The organism is Erwinia sp. PME.40.26/001, assembly GCF_055556675.1.
The window spans coordinates 170,339-185,529 of sequence record NZ_JBVHNP010000005.1; the positions used below are offsets into that span (position 1 = coordinate 170,339).

At 55.6% G+C, this 15,191-nt stretch carries 12 protein-coding genes; 4 read left to right on the top strand and 8 right to left on the bottom strand.

All coding sequences use genetic code 11. The annotated features are described in order from the left end of the window. Positions 1 to 49: 49 nt before the first annotated feature. Positions 50 to 1,717 (top strand): DUF2813 domain-containing protein, encoded by a 1,668-nt coding sequence (locus tag ACZ3HG_RS15840; RefSeq protein ID WP_465333351.1) that lies wholly within the window; start codon positions 50 to 52, stop codon positions 1,715 to 1,717. A 154-nt stretch (positions 1,718 to 1,871) separates the two neighbouring features. On the opposite strand, the gene cspD is transcribed toward ACZ3HG_RS15840, so the two are convergent. Continuing rightward, on the bottom strand, positions 1,872 to 2,099 hold the full coding sequence (cspD, locus tag ACZ3HG_RS15845; protein ID WP_133841057.1) for a cold shock-like protein CspD: 228 nt from the start codon (positions 2,097 to 2,099) through the stop codon (positions 1,872 to 1,874). Positions 2,100 to 2,420: 321 nt separating this feature from the next. Here cspD and clpS point away from each other — a divergent pair, with 321 nt between their 5' ends. Both clpS and clpA read left to right on the top strand, forming a co-directional pair. After that, entirely contained in the window at positions 2,421 to 2,741 is a 321-nt protein-coding gene (clpS, locus tag ACZ3HG_RS15850) for an ATP-dependent Clp protease adapter ClpS (RefSeq protein WP_062746725.1), read from the top strand. A 28-nt stretch (positions 2,742 to 2,769) separates the two neighbouring features. After that, positions 2,770 to 5,046, top strand: coding sequence for an ATP-dependent Clp protease ATP-binding subunit ClpA (gene clpA, locus ACZ3HG_RS15855; protein WP_191933309.1), 2,277 nt, complete (start codon positions 2,770 to 2,772; stop codon positions 5,044 to 5,046). Between the two features lie 57 nt (positions 5,047 to 5,103). On the opposite strand, the gene ACZ3HG_RS15860 is transcribed toward clpA, so the two are convergent. The 7 genes from ACZ3HG_RS15860 to trxB form a co-directional block, all read right to left on the bottom strand. Continuing rightward, positions 5,104 to 5,931, bottom strand: coding sequence for an alpha/beta fold hydrolase (locus ACZ3HG_RS15860; RefSeq protein WP_191933308.1), 828 nt, complete (start codon positions 5,929 to 5,931; stop codon positions 5,104 to 5,106). 7 nt (positions 5,932 to 5,938) lie between these two features. After that, the gene (locus tag ACZ3HG_RS15865; RefSeq protein WP_465333354.1) at positions 5,939 to 8,593 is read right to left on the bottom strand and encodes an autotransporter family protein; all 2,655 of its coding nucleotides are present in this window, start codon (positions 8,591 to 8,593) and stop codon (positions 5,939 to 5,941) included. A gap of 192 nt (positions 8,594 to 8,785) precedes the next feature. Further along, positions 8,786 to 9,004 carry a translation initiation factor IF-1 gene (gene infA, locus ACZ3HG_RS15870; protein ID WP_002211347.1) on the bottom strand — a complete coding sequence of 73 codons (219 nt, stop codon included), beginning with the start codon at positions 9,002 to 9,004 and terminating at the stop codon, positions 8,786 to 8,788. Positions 9,005 to 9,364: 360 nt separating this feature from the next. Beyond that, a complete protein-coding gene (gene aat / locus ACZ3HG_RS15875; protein WP_191933306.1) occupies positions 9,365 to 10,057 on the bottom strand; it encodes a leucyl/phenylalanyl-tRNA--protein transferase in 693 nt (230 codons plus the stop codon). A 31-nt stretch (positions 10,058 to 10,088) separates the two neighbouring features. Further along, positions 10,089 to 11,822, bottom strand: a complete 1,734-nt coding sequence (gene cydC / locus ACZ3HG_RS15880; RefSeq protein WP_191933305.1) for a heme ABC transporter ATP-binding protein/permease CydC — start codon at positions 11,820 to 11,822, stop codon at positions 10,089 to 10,091. Next, entirely contained in the window at positions 11,819 to 13,588 is a 1,770-nt protein-coding gene (cydD, locus tag ACZ3HG_RS15885) for a heme ABC transporter permease/ATP-binding protein CydD (RefSeq protein WP_191933304.1), read from the bottom strand. Before cydD ends, cydC begins: the two co-directional genes overlap by 4 nt. 147 nt (positions 13,589 to 13,735) lie before the next feature. Beyond that, a complete protein-coding gene (trxB, locus tag ACZ3HG_RS15890; protein ID WP_191936446.1) occupies positions 13,736 to 14,701 on the bottom strand; it encodes a thioredoxin-disulfide reductase in 966 nt (321 codons plus the stop codon). Between trxB and ACZ3HG_RS15895 the strand changes: the two genes are divergently transcribed. Beyond that, positions 14,700 to 14,879 carry a hypothetical protein gene (locus tag ACZ3HG_RS15895; protein WP_191936447.1) on the top strand — a complete coding sequence of 60 codons (180 nt, stop codon included), beginning with the start codon at positions 14,700 to 14,702 and terminating at the stop codon, positions 14,877 to 14,879. The two genes, trxB and ACZ3HG_RS15895, sit on opposite strands and share 2 nt — an antisense overlap. Positions 14,880 to 15,191: the final 312 nt, after the last annotated feature.

A 15,191-nucleotide genomic window follows, 5' to 3' on the forward strand; every position in this document is an offset into this window, starting at 1 on the left:
CAGGCACTGGCCGACCATTCTGATTAAAACAGGGATAACAGGGGCGAAGATGATTCTGGAAAATATGGCCGTTACCGGCTTTCGTGGCATCAGTCAGCTGTCGCTGCCGCTGGAAGGAACCAATGTCCTGATCGGCGAAAATGCCTGGGGGAAATCCAGCCTGCTGGATGCACTGACTCTCCTGCTGGCACCTCAACCCGATCTTTATGCCTTCAGGCCCAATGACTTTCATTTCACACAGGGCGATGCAGCACGCCGCGAACGGGATCTGCAGGTGGTTTTTACCTTCTGTGAACGTGAAGCGGGGGAGGCAGATGCCCCTCACTATCAGGTTTTTTCCCCACTGTGGTGGCGCGGAGAAGACGGGTTCCGGCGTCTGACGCTGAAAATGGCGGGACACCAGCCGGACACCGGGGAGGTGATCACCCACCGGCAGTTTGTTAATGCCCACAGTCAGCCGCTGCTTGCGGATGAGCGCGCGCTGACGGCGATCAAAACGCTTATCCGCCTGCACCCGGTACTGCGCCTGCGCGATGCGCGTTTCAGCCGCCGTCAGCCTCATGACGCGGCAGCGGCCTTGCCCGCCGCACCGTTTGCCGAACTGACCAGTATCATGGAAGATCTGCTGCGCGACGGGGGGGCCAGCCCGCAAAATCTGTCGGACAGCGCTCTGCGCGAAGGCGTCAACACGCTCCGGCAGCTGGTGGAACACTATTTTTCCTTTCAGTCACCGCAGGCCTCACTGCCGGGTAGCCGGCTTTCTCACCTGCAGCGTGAGTCCGGGAGCGGCTGGCGTCACCTGGGGGAGATGAACCATCTGATTGCCGGAGGCGACCGCAGCCGTCGGCTGATCCTGCTGCGTCTGTTTGCGCTGCTGGTACAGGCGCGCGATGCCCGGGAGCTGGATGCCCAGGCTCGTCCGCTGCTGGTGCTGGAGGATCCGGAGACCCGGCTGCACCCCATCATGCTGTCCGTTGCCTGGGAACTGCTGTCCCTGCTTCCACTGCAAAAAATGGTGACCACCAACTCTGGCGAACTGCTGTCACAGGTACCGGTAGAACAGGTATGCCGTCTGGTACGTGAGCCCGGACGCGTGGCTGCGTGGCGCATTGGTCCGTCAGGCATGAGCGCCGAAGACAGCCGCCGTATTGCTTTCCATATCCGTTTTAACCGCCCGTCGTCGCTGTTTGCCCGCTGCTGGCTGCTGGTTGAAGGCGAGACGGAAGTCTGGGTGATGAACGAGCTGGCCAGGCAGTGCGGCTACCACTTTGCCGCAGAAGGGATAAAGGTGATTGAGTTTGCCCAGTCAGGCTTACGGCCGCTGTTAAAATTTGCCCGGCGCATGGGCATCGCATGGCATGTCCTCACCGACGGTGACGATGCGGGCCGGAAGTATGCCGCCACCGCCCGCAGTATGCTGGAGCAGGGGGATCGAGGCGAAGATCATTACCTGACGCAATTACCCGCACTGGATATGGAGCATTTCCTGTACAAGCAGGGATTCGCAGCAGTTTATCATCGTATGGCCCGGCTGCCTGCGGGTGCACCGCTGAACCTGCGGCGCATTATTGCTAAAGCTATCCAGCATGCGTCCAAGCCAGAGCTGGCGATTGCGGTGGCCTCAGAGGCCGCCTCGCGCGGAACGGAGTCCGTGCCTGAACTGCTGCGCAGCATGTTCTCACGGGTTCAGCAGTTGGCGCGGGGCAATGCGGATTAGTCGCTGACGCCGTCGTTTTTAGGGGGGCGGTATTCAGAGCCTTGAAAAAGGCGTATAGCGACCCATATAGGTTAGTAGTCAGGGTTAAGCATAAAAATGCCAGCATTGCTGGCTGGCATTTTATCGTAGGGTTGTACAGAATAAAGGAAGGGGGTTACGCACTGATGGCGATGGCCTCTTCCACAGGGACGATGAGGCTGGCATGATTGCCTTTGGGCCCCTGATGCAGATCAAACTGGACTTGTTGCCCGGCTTTCAGTGTTCTGTAGCCGTCCATCTTAATCGTTGAGTAGTGTGCGAAAATATCTTCGCCGCCGCCCACCGGACAGATGAAACCGAAGCCTTTGGCGTTATTAAACCACTTAACAGTACCCGTCTCCATGCTTCTACATCCCTCGCAAGACATTCAAAATTGAGTGAGGTGTTCAGGCTTTTGACCTGAGGGCTGGTCAAATCGCATCCAGCCTGTGCTTGTACTGTAGAGAATTCGCTTCCACGGTCAAGCAAACGGGACGCAGAGACGGGGATGAAATTATCAAAATTTGAAGCAGTTAACGCTATTGCAAATTTTGTGATGAAGGTCGCGATTGATGATTTCAGTACACCATTTCAACCGCGCGGCACAACATTATGTTCATGTTATTCCTAACCTGAATAATGGTAGTGTGGCGTAAGTAAGTCATGTTGATCACTCTGGACAGGTATGGGAAAGACTAACGATTGGCTGAATTTTGAAAAACTTGCAGACGACAAAGTCCGCGAGGAGCTCAAGCCACCCTCGATGTATAAAGTTATTCTGAACAATGACGATTATACGCCTATGGAATTTGTTATTGACGTTCTGCAAAAGTTCTTTTCTTATGATGTTGAACGTGCAACGCAACTGATGCTCGCAGTTCACTACCAGGGAAAGGCGATTTGTGGTGTATTTACTGCGGAAGTCGCAGAGACCAAGGTCGCGCACGTGAACAAATATGCCAGGGAAAATGAGCATCCGTTGCTTTGTACGCTGGAAAAAGCCTGAATAAGGCGATCTAATGGGGGAGGTGCCTATGCTCAATCAAGAACTGGAACTCAGTTTAAATATGGCTTTCGCCAGAGCGCGCGAGCACCGACATGAGTTTATGACCGTCGAGCATTTGTTACTGGCTCTGCTCAGTAACCCGTCGGCCAGAGAGGCACTGGAAGCCTGTACGGTGGATATCGTGGCTTTACGCCAGGAACTCGAAGCCTTCATTGAACAAACCACCCCGGTCTTGCCGGTCAGTGAGGAAGAGCGCGACACACAGCCGACGCTCAGTTTCCAGCGCGTACTGCAGCGTGCCGTCTTCCACGTGCAATCATCCGGCCGCAGCGAAGTGGCGGGCGCAAATGTTCTGGTCGCCATCTTTAGCGAACAGGAATCGCAGGCGGCTTATCTGCTGCGTAAACATGAAGTCAGCCGCCTGGATGTGGTGAACTATATTTCTCACGGTACGCGCAAAGATGAACCGGGTCCGGCTTCGGGTGCGGAAAATCCGGTCAATGAAGAGCAGGCAGGCGGGGAGGAACGTATGGAAAACTTCACCACCAACCTTAACCAGCTTGCCCGCGTAGGCGGTATCGATCCGCTGATCGGCCGTGATAAAGAGCTGGAACGTGCTGTTCAGGTACTGTGCCGCCGTCGCAAGAACAACCCGCTGTTGGTGGGGGAGTCAGGTGTGGGTAAAACGGCGATTGCGGAAGGCCTTGCCTGGCGCATTGTGCAGGGTGATGTTCCCGAAGTCATGAAGGACTGCACCATTTATTCCCTGGACATTGGTTCACTGCTGGCCGGCACCAAATACCGCGGCGATTTTGAAAAACGCTTTAAAGCTTTGCTGAAACAGCTTGAGCAGGACACCAGCAGCATTCTGTTTATCGACGAGATCCATACCATCATCGGAGCCGGTGCGGCATCGGGTGGCCAGGTGGATGCTGCAAACCTGATCAAACCGCTGCTGTCGGGTGGCAAGATCCGCGTAATGGGATCCACCACCTATCAGGAATTCAGCAATATTTTCGAAAAAGATCGTGCGCTGGCACGCCGATTCCAGAAAATTGATATTACCGAGCCAACCGTCGAGGAAACTGTCCAGATCATCAATGGTCTGAAGCCGAAGTACGAAGCCCACCACGACGTGCGTTACACGGCGAAAGCGGTTCGTGCGGCAGTGGAACTGGCGGTGAAATACATCAACGACCGTCATCTGCCTGATAAGGCTATTGACGTCATTGACGAAGCCGGTGCCCGTTCTCGACTGATGCCGGTCAGTAAGCGCAAGAAAACCGTTAACGTTTCAGATATTGAAACGGTGGTGGCACGCATTGCGCGTATTCCTGAGAAGAGCGTATCGGCATCGGACCGCGACTCTCTGAAAACGCTGGGCGATCGTCTGAAGATGCTGGTATTCGGTCAGGACAACGCCATTGAGGTGTTGACTGAAGCGATCAAAATGAGCCGTGCAGGCCTGGGGCAGGATCGTAAACCGGTCGGTTCCTTCCTGTTCGCTGGCCCGACCGGTGTGGGTAAAACCGAGGTCACCGTTCAGCTGGCTAAGGCGCTGGGTATTGAGCTGCTGCGCTTTGATATGTCTGAGTACATGGAACGCCATACGGTCAGCCGCCTGATTGGCGCGCCTCCGGGCTATGTAGGCTTTGACCAGGGTGGGCTGTTAACCGATGCGGTGATCAAACATCCGCATGCGGTCGTACTGCTGGATGAAATCGAAAAAGCACATCCGGATGTCTTCAACCTGCTGTTGCAGGTGATGGATAACGGTATGCTGACCGACAATAACGGCCGTAAAGCGGACTTCCGAAACGTCGTGGTGGTGATGACCACTAACGCCGGGGTACGTGAAACGGAGCGTAAATCTATCGGGCTGATCCAGCAGGACAACAGTACGGATGCCATGGAAGAGATCAAAAAGATCTTTACGCCAGAATTCCGTAACCGCCTGGATAACATTATCTGGTTCAAACATCTGGATCAGGTGGTGATCCACCAGGTCGTCGACAAGTTTATTGTCGAACTCCAGGCGCAGCTGGATGCAAAAGGCGTCTCGCTGGAGGTCAGCGACGAGGCCCGGGACTGGCTGGCAGAAAAAGGCTACGACAAGGCAATGGGCGCACGTCCAATGGCCCGTACCGTGCAGGAGAGCCTGAAAAAACCACTGGCTAATGAGCTGCTGTTTGGTTCACTGGTTGATGGGGGATCAGTCTCTGTGGCGCTGGATAAAGATAAAAACCAGCTCACTTACCACTTCCTGAGTGCTGAAAAGCGCAAAGCAGAAGGCACAGTGCACTAATCAGCCCGCCCTGCGTTAATAAAAAAGCCTGATGGTTACCCATCAGGCTTTTTTTATCTATTCGCAGTCTGGCGGCTGCATTAACAGCGTGGGCCAGAGTCTGTCCCAATCCCCTCCATGGGTCATTCCGGGCACGCTGATCCACTTTACACAGGGCGAATGGCTGGCACTGACGTAGCCCTCAGTCACACGCTGAAGAATGATGCGATCGGCACTGCCGGAGTAATGGATTTGCGGCAAGCCAGCCAGTGCAGGCGCAACCGATTTTGCATTCAACGACAGCGGCATCGGACTGGCATGATGAAGGCGATTCACTTCGTCCATATCCAGATTGCCAGCCACGGTGCGCAGCGACTGCACATCACTCCGCCGTGCGGCCACCAGGGCCGCGATGGCTCCCCCGCCGGAATATCCTACCAGTATCAGCGGCTGTCCGGGGGCTGAGCGCATGACCTGGCTGATGGCATTATTCATTGCGGCGACCGCCGCCGGAGCGAAACGACGGTCAGTCCACCAGCTCTGATTGCAGGCAGGGTTGCGGCCCATGGGGACGTACTGACATGGGCGTGCCAGATAGGCCACGTTAACCGCGTTATCCGCAGCGGCCAGCTTGAGTGCAACCGGGTTCAGCGGGGTAGGGTCGCGCGAGGGCTGGCCGGGCGTCACCCAGGCAAATCCGTCCCCTTCGATATACAGATGAACCGGCTGATGGGGATCGTAAATCCGTTTCCACCCGCGCAGGACAAAAGGGCCGGCAGGGATGTCGGCCGGTTTTAAATCCGCCTGACGCGCAATGGCGTCGGCGGTAGCAACCCGGTTCTCTGCCATACAGCCTGCAAGTAACAGGCTGCAACACACCGGCACCAGACTTAGCGTGAGTTTCATCGGCTAATCAAAACAGCTTACGGACTTGCAGGCTGATGATCTGGCCCTGGAAGTGTGGCGCTGTCTGCAAATCATAACGGGCTTCCAGCGTCAGGTCATCAGCCTGAGACAGGGCGAGACCCACACTGGTGTCCGCGCTGTCAGCCGCCGGGCTGGCCCCCTGGGAAGTAAAGCGAGTTTCGCCCAGACTGTCCGCGCTGAACCCTGAGGTGGTGGTCATACGGCTGCGATCGTACTGGTGCGTCCACATGACTTGTACAAACGGGGACAGATCGCCGGCACTGGTTGACCAGCTGTGCGCGAGTTTCGCGCCCAGACTGCTCTCCACCGACTGGCTGTGTGCGCTGTCTACCGTCAGGGCGCTGCCGCTGCCGCTGTTTTCCTGATAGCCTTGCTGATGCAGGTAGCTGTAGCTCAGGCTCGCCAGCGGGGTTACCGTCGTGTTTTCTCCCAGCAGGAAGGGGTAGCCTGCTTCAGACTTCACGGCGACCTGCTGTCCGTGGAAGTGGCCACTGGCACTGTCGCTAAAGCCGCTAAAGTTAACGGAACGCTGACTGTCATAGACCTGACGCGTCAGGCTGGTGCTGAGGTTAACAAACCAGGGATCACCGCTGTAGGTGGCATAAAGGATACCGCCCCACGCGTCCACATCGCTGTTACTGCCCTTCAGGTTATCCGCGCCTTTGACTGAAGTACGGCTGTAGCTAAGTGCCACACCGGCACGCCAGCTATCAAGGAACTGACGATCTGTGCCCAGTACCAGGCCGGCATAGTGTGCACGATAACCGCTAACGTCATCGACTCTCCCCTGGCGCGCACTCCCGTAAAACGGTTTGCCCCACGCCGCCCACTCCAGGCTGTCGTCTCCGGTGGCAATCCCGCGCGCGCTGGCCCCGGGGGTGAGGCGCAAGCCATCCAGATGCCCCCCTATCACTCCCAGCGCATCCATCGATGCCGCAGAGGTGGCCGCTGATGCCATGCTGTTTTGTGACGGGGTCAGCTGCTCGCCAACGCGATTGGCTTCTGCCTGCGTATCGATGGTTTTTGAGGCGTTAAACAGGTCAAGTAAACCAGCAGAAAAACCGCTATACCCCGAAAGACCGTTGATTGAAGCGATCGCGTTACCCGTGTTCGGCAGTGGCTGCGTAGCAACAGGGTTATCAGGCGTCACAGGCGGCGTGACCGGTGGTGTCACGGGCGGCGTGACCGGTGGTGTTACAGGCGGCGTGACCGGTGGTGTTACAGGCGGCGTGACCGGTGGTGTTACAGGCGGCGTGACCGGCGGTGTTACAGGCGGTGTTACAGGCGGCGTGACCGGTGGTGTTACAGGCGGCGTGACCGGTGGTGTCACGGGCGGCGTGACCGGTGGTGTGATCGGTGGGGTAACCGCATCATCAAGATAGAGCGCGAGATCGTTGCTGTTGCCGTTGTCGATCACTCTGGCAGAGACCTTACCGTTATAGTTATCTGCAACATAAGTCAGGCTGTTTTCGTTGTAGGTGGCATTGCCTGCACTGATCACCAGATAGCGCTGACCACTGGCAAATCCATAGCTGCTGCCCGTGTTGCTCAAACGCACTGTCGACCCGGCGTCAATCAGAGCATTGCCGCTAACATTCAGGCGACCGTAGTGGGTGTCGAGCTGGGTGCCTGTCGTCGCGGTCGTGTCCGTAACGCCGATATTGAGGATCGCCTCCGCGGTCTGATGGTAGTTGCCATTAATGGTCAGTGGCTGAGTAATTAATACGTCGGCATTGTTGGTCAGTGTATGGCTGCCACCCAATTCGGCGTTGTCATTCAGGTGCAGCATCCCCTGCTGTAAACGCACGTCGGCAGCGTTACTCAGGATGGTACCTACAGGGGACGCAAACGGTGAGCCAAATGACATCCCCATCAAATTTTGGCTACCGGTCAGGATGCCCCGCTGAAGGCTGCCACCCGAAATCGACAGGACATTAATCGTGTTATTCCTGATATTACCCGCAATCGTCCCACTGTTAATAATGCTGCCAATGATGCGATTGTTGATGATGGCATCAGTGGCCTTGTTCATAAACCCGTTATTTGTGGTGGTGATAATACCCGCATTGTTCAGCTCTGTGATGAGACCGCTGTTCAAAATGCCAGCACGACTACCTGAAATATAACCTCTTTCATCATTGATCAACTTACCAAGGGTGCCGGCATTGCTGATACCCGACAGCGTTTGCGACATCATGGGGTCATTACTGAAGCCAGTCGAGATAACGCCACTATTGAGCAGGGTACCTATAGTGGCCCCGTTTCTGTTGATAATGGCGCTTTTCCCCACTCCCGCGTTGCCACTCTCTCCCATCCTGATGGTGCCAGAATTGCGCAGAGTATCGATCGTCGACTGGTTGTTCAGTGCATAGGAATCTTGCGAGACGATCGTACCCATGTTATCGACCAGCAGGGTATTCAGCGTGTTAGTCACCGCATCCGAGGCGGTATAAATGCTGCCATCATTATTGATGAACAACGTCTCGGTGGTAATGTTTAAGGGGATGTTGCTGGCATAAGTGGCATCAATTGTTTGAGACATTTGTTGCGGTGTTGCATTTGCCAGAGAGAGAAAACTTTGAGCAGCAGCCAGCGCGATAACCAGCGGCTTTAACGGGAAAGAGTACAACGCTTTGTTCATTGATTTGCCACCATCAGAGTAAGCCAGACTGATTTATTCAGTCGTTTTTTAGGATTATTCTGATTTATCGGCAGGAGGGAAAGGCACTTTAGTCGTCAAAAAAAATACATAAAAAAAACCGGACTGAATGAGTCCGGTTTGGATTAAGGGTGCTGCGGGCGATCAACGCGGCAGCACGACAGAATGCGTTACTTAGCGACTACGGAAGACAATGCGGCCTTTGCTCAGGTCGTACGGGGTCAGCTCTACAGTGACTTTGTCGCCCGTCAGGATGCGGATGTAGTTTTTGCGCATTTTACCGGAGATATGAGCGGTAACCACGTGACCGTTTTCCAATTCAACGCGGAACATGGTGTTAGGTAACGTATCAAGTACGGTACCCTGCATTTCAATATTGTCTTCTTTGGCCATCGAATCCTCTAGGTGGACTACCTTAGTTTTGAACCGGCAAGATAATGCCGAATTTCACGTATTAAGTAAAGAATTGCGGATGAATTCATCCACATCAATCCCTCTCACGCGCACCTTGCGCAGACGGATTACGAATAAATCTGGAGTCAGAGACGTCAGCGTGGGGGAACAGCGGGCTAAGAATCTGTTTAAATATATGCTTTGTCGCACGATTAAAACAGTTCTGAAAAGGTGCGTTGAGATTCCCAGCCTGGTATTCCGCATCACCATCTTGTACCGGTGAAAGGCGGACGACATACCAAACGCGCATATTATATCACTGTTCTCACGGTGTTGCGTGGAAAACATCGAACGAATCCATTAAAAAAGCCGTCGGGGCAGCCAGCAGTCTGCTGAAAGCGGCAGATGCGCCAGTGAGGAGACAGACTGAAGATAGGCCGCCCGGGAGATTTCCTCTGCGCCCAGGGAGAGCGTGTGCGGATTGAGCACCTGACAGTCAATCAACCGACCACCCCGCTGGCGGAAATAATCACTGAAGACCAGCAGTGCGGTCTTCGACGCATTTTCACCTCGGCTGAACATCGATTCACCGCAAAAAATTTGCCCCAGCGCCAGCCCATACATCCCGCCAGCCAGTTCCCCTTCACGCCACACTTCAACTGACTGAGCATGGCCCAGTTCGTGCAGCTTTTGCCAGGCGCGTTTCACTTCATGTGTGATCCAGGTGCCTTCCTCGCGATCGCAGGCACAGCCTTCGATGACCTGCTGAAATCTCTGGTTCAGGGTGACCTGATAGGGCGATTTTTGATGGAAGCGTTTCATACTGCGACTAAGATGGAAACGTTCCGGCAGCAGCACGGCGCGGGGGTCGGGTGACCACCATAGGATCGGATCCCCAGGGGAGAACCAGGGGAAAATACCCCGGTGATAAGCATTAAGCAGGCGCTGCGGGCTCAGATCCCCGCCCATGGCAAGCAGGCCGTTAGGTTCCCGCAGCGCCATTTCTGGCGGCGGGAAATTCAGCGATTCACGGGAAAGTTGGATCAGGCGCATAGGGTGTTCTCAGCAGCATGAGAGCTAATGACTATAGCGCAAAGCGCTGCAGAAATGTCCAGTAACGCCCCTGTTTTGAGACTAATTCCTGATGATTTCCCTGTTCAATGATTTGTCCGTTGTCCATAACACAAATACGGTCAAAGTGTGCCAGCCCGCGCAGTCTGTGGGTCACCATAATCAGCGTTTTCCCTTGGGCAACATCCCGCAGCAGGGTCAGGATCTGCTGCTCGGTTTCCGCATCCAGCCCTTCCGTCGGCTCATCCAGCAGCATCAGATCTCCGCCATGCAGCAGTGCGCGGGCCAGTCCCAGCCGACGTAGTTCACCACCGGAAAGCTGTCGGCCGCCTTCGCCGAGCCAGGCATTGAGGCCCTGATCGTTATCCAACAGTTTTTCCAGACCTACCTGCAGCAACGCGTCACACAGTGCCTCATCGCTACTGCCGGGTGCCGCAAGGATCAGGTTGTCCCGCAGGCTGGCGCTGAACAGATGGACACGCTGAGTGACCACGCTGGTGCGGGCGCGCAGCTCGGCTTCACTCCAGTCAGCCAGCGGCTGGTCATTGAGCAAAATGGCACCTTGCTGCGGGTCCCAGGCACGGGTGAGGAGCTGCAACAGTGTTGACTTACCACAGCCTGTACGACCGAGCAGGGCAATGTGTTCGCCAGCGCGAATATCCAGTGTCACTCCTGCGATAGCGAATGTGCCCTCATCGCCGTAACGGAAACTGACATCCTTCAGGCCAAGCGCGGCACCGGCACGCTGTGGCTGGTCGCCTTGACAGGAGAAGTTGACGGCTGGACGTTGTTCGATAATTTGCGAAACGCGCTGTGCTGACGCAATCACATGGCCCAGATGCTGGAAGGCGGTGCCGACCGGCCCCAGCGCCTCAAAGGCCGCCAGCGCACAGAATACAAACAGCGCAATATAGGCCCCGGGATACGGGTCGCCGCCAATGCCGCTGGCGCTTAACCACAGCAGCAGGGTCACGGCTATCCCTCCCATCAGCATGACAAGCCCCTGAGAAAGACCGGTGAGACTGGCCTGGCGCTGTTGTGCGGCCAGCCATCCCTGTTCGGTTGCCTCCATCGCGCTGCGGAACGAGCGCGCGGCACCGTACAGGCTTAATTCAGCCTGCCCCTGTAACCAGCGTGTCAGGCCGCTGCGGTACTCCCCGCGCAACCGGGTTAAATCAGCACCTACTGGCAGCCCGGCACGGTAAAATACCGGCGGGATCGCGATAAGCGTCAACAGCATTAGCGCACCCAGCGTCAGCGCCAGCCCGCTATCGAGCCAGCTCAGGCCAGTGGTCACCACTACGATCACTGCCAGCGCACCGGCCAGCGGTGAGATCACCCGCAGATAGAGGTGATCCAGCGTATCGACATCTGCCACCAGACGGTTGAGCAACTCTCCTTCGCGAAAGCGGGCGATACCGGCTGGCGAGAGGGGCATGAGCTTACTGAAGGTAAACACGCGCAAATGTTGAAGCACGCGGAAGGTCGTGTCATGGCTGACCAGACGCTCTAAATAACGTGCCACCGTGCGGCTGATGGCCGCGCCGCGCACGCCTGCGGCAGGAAGCATATAATTGAAGCTGTAAATGCCTGCCACACCAGCGAGGGAGGTAGCGGCAAGGAACCAGCCGGAGAGCGTGAGCAGGCCAATGCTGGCCAGTAGCGTCAGTACCGCCAGCACGATACCGGCCAGCAGCCGGATAATATGACGGCGATACAGTTTTAAAAACGGCAGCAGGGTTTTCATTCGAGCGATCCTCCTCGCTGGGCCAACAGGTCGGCAAAGGGGCCCGGCTCATGGGCCAGGATCTCGTGGCTTCCGGTCTGGACAATTTCGCCATCACGCATCAGCCAGATTTCATCCCACTGATCCAGACGGTCCAGCTGGTGGGTGATCAGCAGTGTGCTCTGAGTGTGCGATGCCTGAAGCAGCGCGTGGTTCACATGCTGTTCACTTTGCGCATCCAGGCTGGCATCCGGTTCATCGAGCAGCAGCAGCTGGCAGGGTTTCATCAGGGCGCGTGCAACGGCCACACGCTGCGCCTGGCCGACGGAAAGGCGTGCGGAGCGATCACCGGTTTCATGATCCAGGCCCGCGGGCAGGGCGGGCAGGAATTCACTGACCCCGGCCAGGGCCAGCACCTCTTGCAGGCGGGCGTCATCGTGGTGACCACTCAGCAAAATATTCTGCCGTAAGGTGCTGGCAGGGAGGTGGGGGTTTTGCCCTACCCAGGCAATCTGCTGCTGCCAGTGCGGCAGATCGATATCGCGCACCTCAACGTCATTCACCTTCAGAGATCCGCGATAGGGCAGATAGCCCAGCAAGACATTCATCAGTGAGGTTTTGCCTGCACCGCTTTGTCCAACCAGCGCGATACGCTGTCCGGGGTGCAGTGTGAAATTCAGTGGCCCGGCCAGCGGGGTGCCATCGGCCGTCATTATTACCAGGTCCTGTGCCACCAGACTGAAGCCGTGGCTCAGGTCAGGAGTCAGTGTGCCCCGTTCCACGGAGGCCGCTTCACTCTCTTCAAGGAACGTTTGCAGAGCATCTGCGGCACCAATGGCCTGCGCTTTGGCATGATAGTAAGTCCCGAGGTCACGCAGCGGCTGATAAAATTCAGGGGCGAGGATCAGGACGAGGAATCCGGCAAATAGCGTGACCGGAGCACTGTAATGGCCAAAGTCGAAGACGCCGAGATAAGAGAAACCAAAGTAGACTGCGATCAGAGCTATAGAGATCGAGGCGAAGAATTCCAGCACGGCGGAAGAAAGAAACGCCATGCGCAGCACTTCCATCGTGCGCTGACGAAACTGATCGGAAGCTTCTGCGATGGTTTCCGTTTCAGCCCGGGCACGGTGGAACAGACGCAGGGTCTCCAGCCCGCGCAGGCGGTCGAGAAACTGGCCGCTGAGACGTGCCAGTGCCTGGAAATTTCGGCGGTTTGCATCTGCCGCACCCATGCCGACCATCGCCATAAACAGGGGAATAAGGGGCGCAGTAGCCAGCAGGATAAGGGAGGCCGCCCAGTTTACCGGGAACAGCATAATGAGCACCAGTAATGGGATCACACCAGCCAGCATCATCTGTGGCAGATAGCGGGCGTAGTAATCCTGCATCTCTTCAATCTGCTCCAGCAGCAGCGTGGCCCAGCTTCCGGCCGGTTTACCCTGTATCCATGCCGGGCCCAGATCAGATAAGCGATCCAGTACCTGGCTCCTTAACGTCTGGCGAATCACCTGTCCGGTTTTAAAGCCGACTTTTTCGCGTAGCCATGCCAGCAAAGCACGGCCAGCGAAACAGGCCAGCAGCAGGGCAAAAGAGGTCAGCAGCGTTTCCCTGGGCTGGTGGTCCACCAGCAACGCCTGCAGTAACGAGGCAAGGAACCAGGCCTGGGCCAGGATGAGCAGGGCGCTTAATGTACCCAACATGAAGGAGAGGCGCAGCCAGCGATGGCCATGCACACTCTGACTTTTCAGCCAGCGGGTGAGGTGTTGTTGTCGTGTTTTATTCATCTGTTGCCGTATTGCCCTGACGTAAACAGTAGTGAGGCAAAGCCCTCAGGAAGATAGGTGTTAAGCGTGGCAATGGTACAATGAGAAGGGTAAAAAGGCGACAATTGCTCGTCGCCTAAGGCAAGATTAGCTCAGAATTTTAACAACTTACTGATTGTTTTTAACTAAACCATCCAGATAACGTTCAGCGTCCAGCGCGGCCATACAGCCCGTCCCGGCAGAAGTGATTGCCTGGCGGTAAATATGATCCATAACGTCACCCGCCGCGAATACGCCAGGGATACTGGTTTGCGTTGCATTGCCCTGAATACCGGACTGGACTTTGATATAGCCATTTTCCAGTGCCAGCTGACCGTTAAAGATAGCGGTATTCGGACTGTGGCCGATGGCGACAAACAGACCCGCCACCTCCAGGGTTTTCGTTGCATCGTCTTTCGTCGAGCGCAGACGCAGGGAACTGACCCCCATCTGATCGCCCAGCACTTCATCCAGGGTATGGTCAGTGTGCAGAACAATGTTGCCGTTTCTGACCTTTTCGTTCAGGCGGTCAATCAGAATTTTTTCCGCACGGAAGCTGTCACGGCGGTGAATAAGATGCACTTCAGCGGCGATATTCGCCAGATAAAGCGCTTCTTCCACCGCGGTATTACCGCCACCAATTACCGCAACTTTCTGATTGCGATAGAAGAAACCATCACAGGTTGCACAGGCTGACACGCCGCGACCTTTAAATGCCTCTTCAGAAGGCAGGCCCAGATAGCGGGCCGATGCCCCGGTCGCAATGATCAGTGCATCAGCCGTGTATTCACCTTCGTCGCCGGTCAGACGGAATGGACGATTTTGTAAATCAACGCTGTGGATATGATCAAAGATGATCTCAGTATTAAATTTCACCGCATGTTCGTGCATGCGTTCCATCAGCAGCGGGCCGGTCAGCTCATTGGCATCGCCAGGCCAGTTTTCGACGTCGGTGGTGGTGGTCAGCTGACCCCCTTTCTCCAGGCCGGTGATCAACACCGGGTTCAGGTTAGCGCGGGCTGCGTAGACGGCAGCGGTATAGCCTGCCGGACCCGAGCCCAGAATCAGTAATTTACTGTGTTTAGCCGTACCCATGAAACCCTCATTAATTAACTGGCAAACCTATACCCGGATTGTAGGGAATTTGGCGGGGCAAAAAAAGCATTCTGCGATTTTGTTAACAATTAATGAAAAAGGTTTTACCAATCGTCTGGCTGCATGGGGGGCTGGCGTACTTAAAAAAGCACTTCTTGCTATGTATTGGCCTTTTTAACGGTAAAATTGTCATTGAAAAACAGAGAGACAGGCTCTGGTTTGGCATGTTGTACTGATTTTGTTTGTTTTGCTTTGACAATCGGCTACGCATTTGCGAAAACATTATAAGAAGCAGAGTGTATCAGGTTGCGAAGGGCAGGAGTTCATCCCGCGTTTTGCGCTTATGGCCGGATAGACTCAGCCTGTTATCTGGAATGACGCATGGTGTGGACAGACAACATGCTTCATGCAGATAAGGCGGTTTTTAACTGCCACAGGCTCTATGTCTTCGCTGAGATCAACCCTGTTACATTGATGTCGTTCAGGGTAT

Bases quoted from the DNA above. Each gene is read 5' to 3' on its own strand.
- infA (WP_002211347.1), bottom strand. From the start codon at position 9,004: ATGGCCAAAGAAGACAATATTGAAATGCAGGGTACCGTACTTGATACG.
- cydD (WP_191933304.1), bottom strand. From the start codon at position 13,588: ATGAATAAAACACGACAACAACACCTCACCCGCTGGCTGAAAAGTCAG.
- cspD (WP_133841057.1), bottom strand. From the start codon at position 2,099: ATGGAGACGGGTACTGTTAAGTGGTTTAATAACGCCAAAGGCTTCGGT.
- ACZ3HG_RS15840 (WP_465333351.1), top strand. From the start codon at position 50: ATGATTCTGGAAAATATGGCCGTTACCGGCTTTCGTGGCATCAGTCAG.
- ACZ3HG_RS15895 (WP_191936447.1), top strand. From the start codon at position 14,700: ATGAAACCCTCATTAATTAACTGGCAAACCTATACCCGGATTGTAGGG.
- ACZ3HG_RS15860 (WP_191933308.1), bottom strand. From the start codon at position 5,931: ATGAAACTCACGCTAAGTCTGGTGCCGGTGTGTTGCAGCCTGTTACTT.
- trxB (WP_191936446.1), bottom strand. From the start codon at position 14,701: ATGGGTACGGCTAAACACAGTAAATTACTGATTCTGGGCTCGGGTCCG.
- aat (WP_191933306.1), bottom strand. From the start codon at position 10,057: ATGCGCCTGATCCAACTTTCCCGTGAATCGCTGAATTTCCCGCCGCCA.
- clpS (WP_062746725.1), top strand. From the start codon at position 2,421: ATGGGAAAGACTAACGATTGGCTGAATTTTGAAAAACTTGCAGACGAC.
- clpA (WP_191933309.1), top strand. From the start codon at position 2,770: ATGCTCAATCAAGAACTGGAACTCAGTTTAAATATGGCTTTCGCCAGA.
- cydC (WP_191933305.1), bottom strand. From the start codon at position 11,822: ATGAAAACCCTGCTGCCGTTTTTAAAACTGTATCGCCGTCATATTATC.
- ACZ3HG_RS15865 (WP_465333354.1), bottom strand. From the start codon at position 8,593: ATGAACAAAGCGTTGTACTCTTTCCCGTTAAAGCCGCTGGTTATCGCG.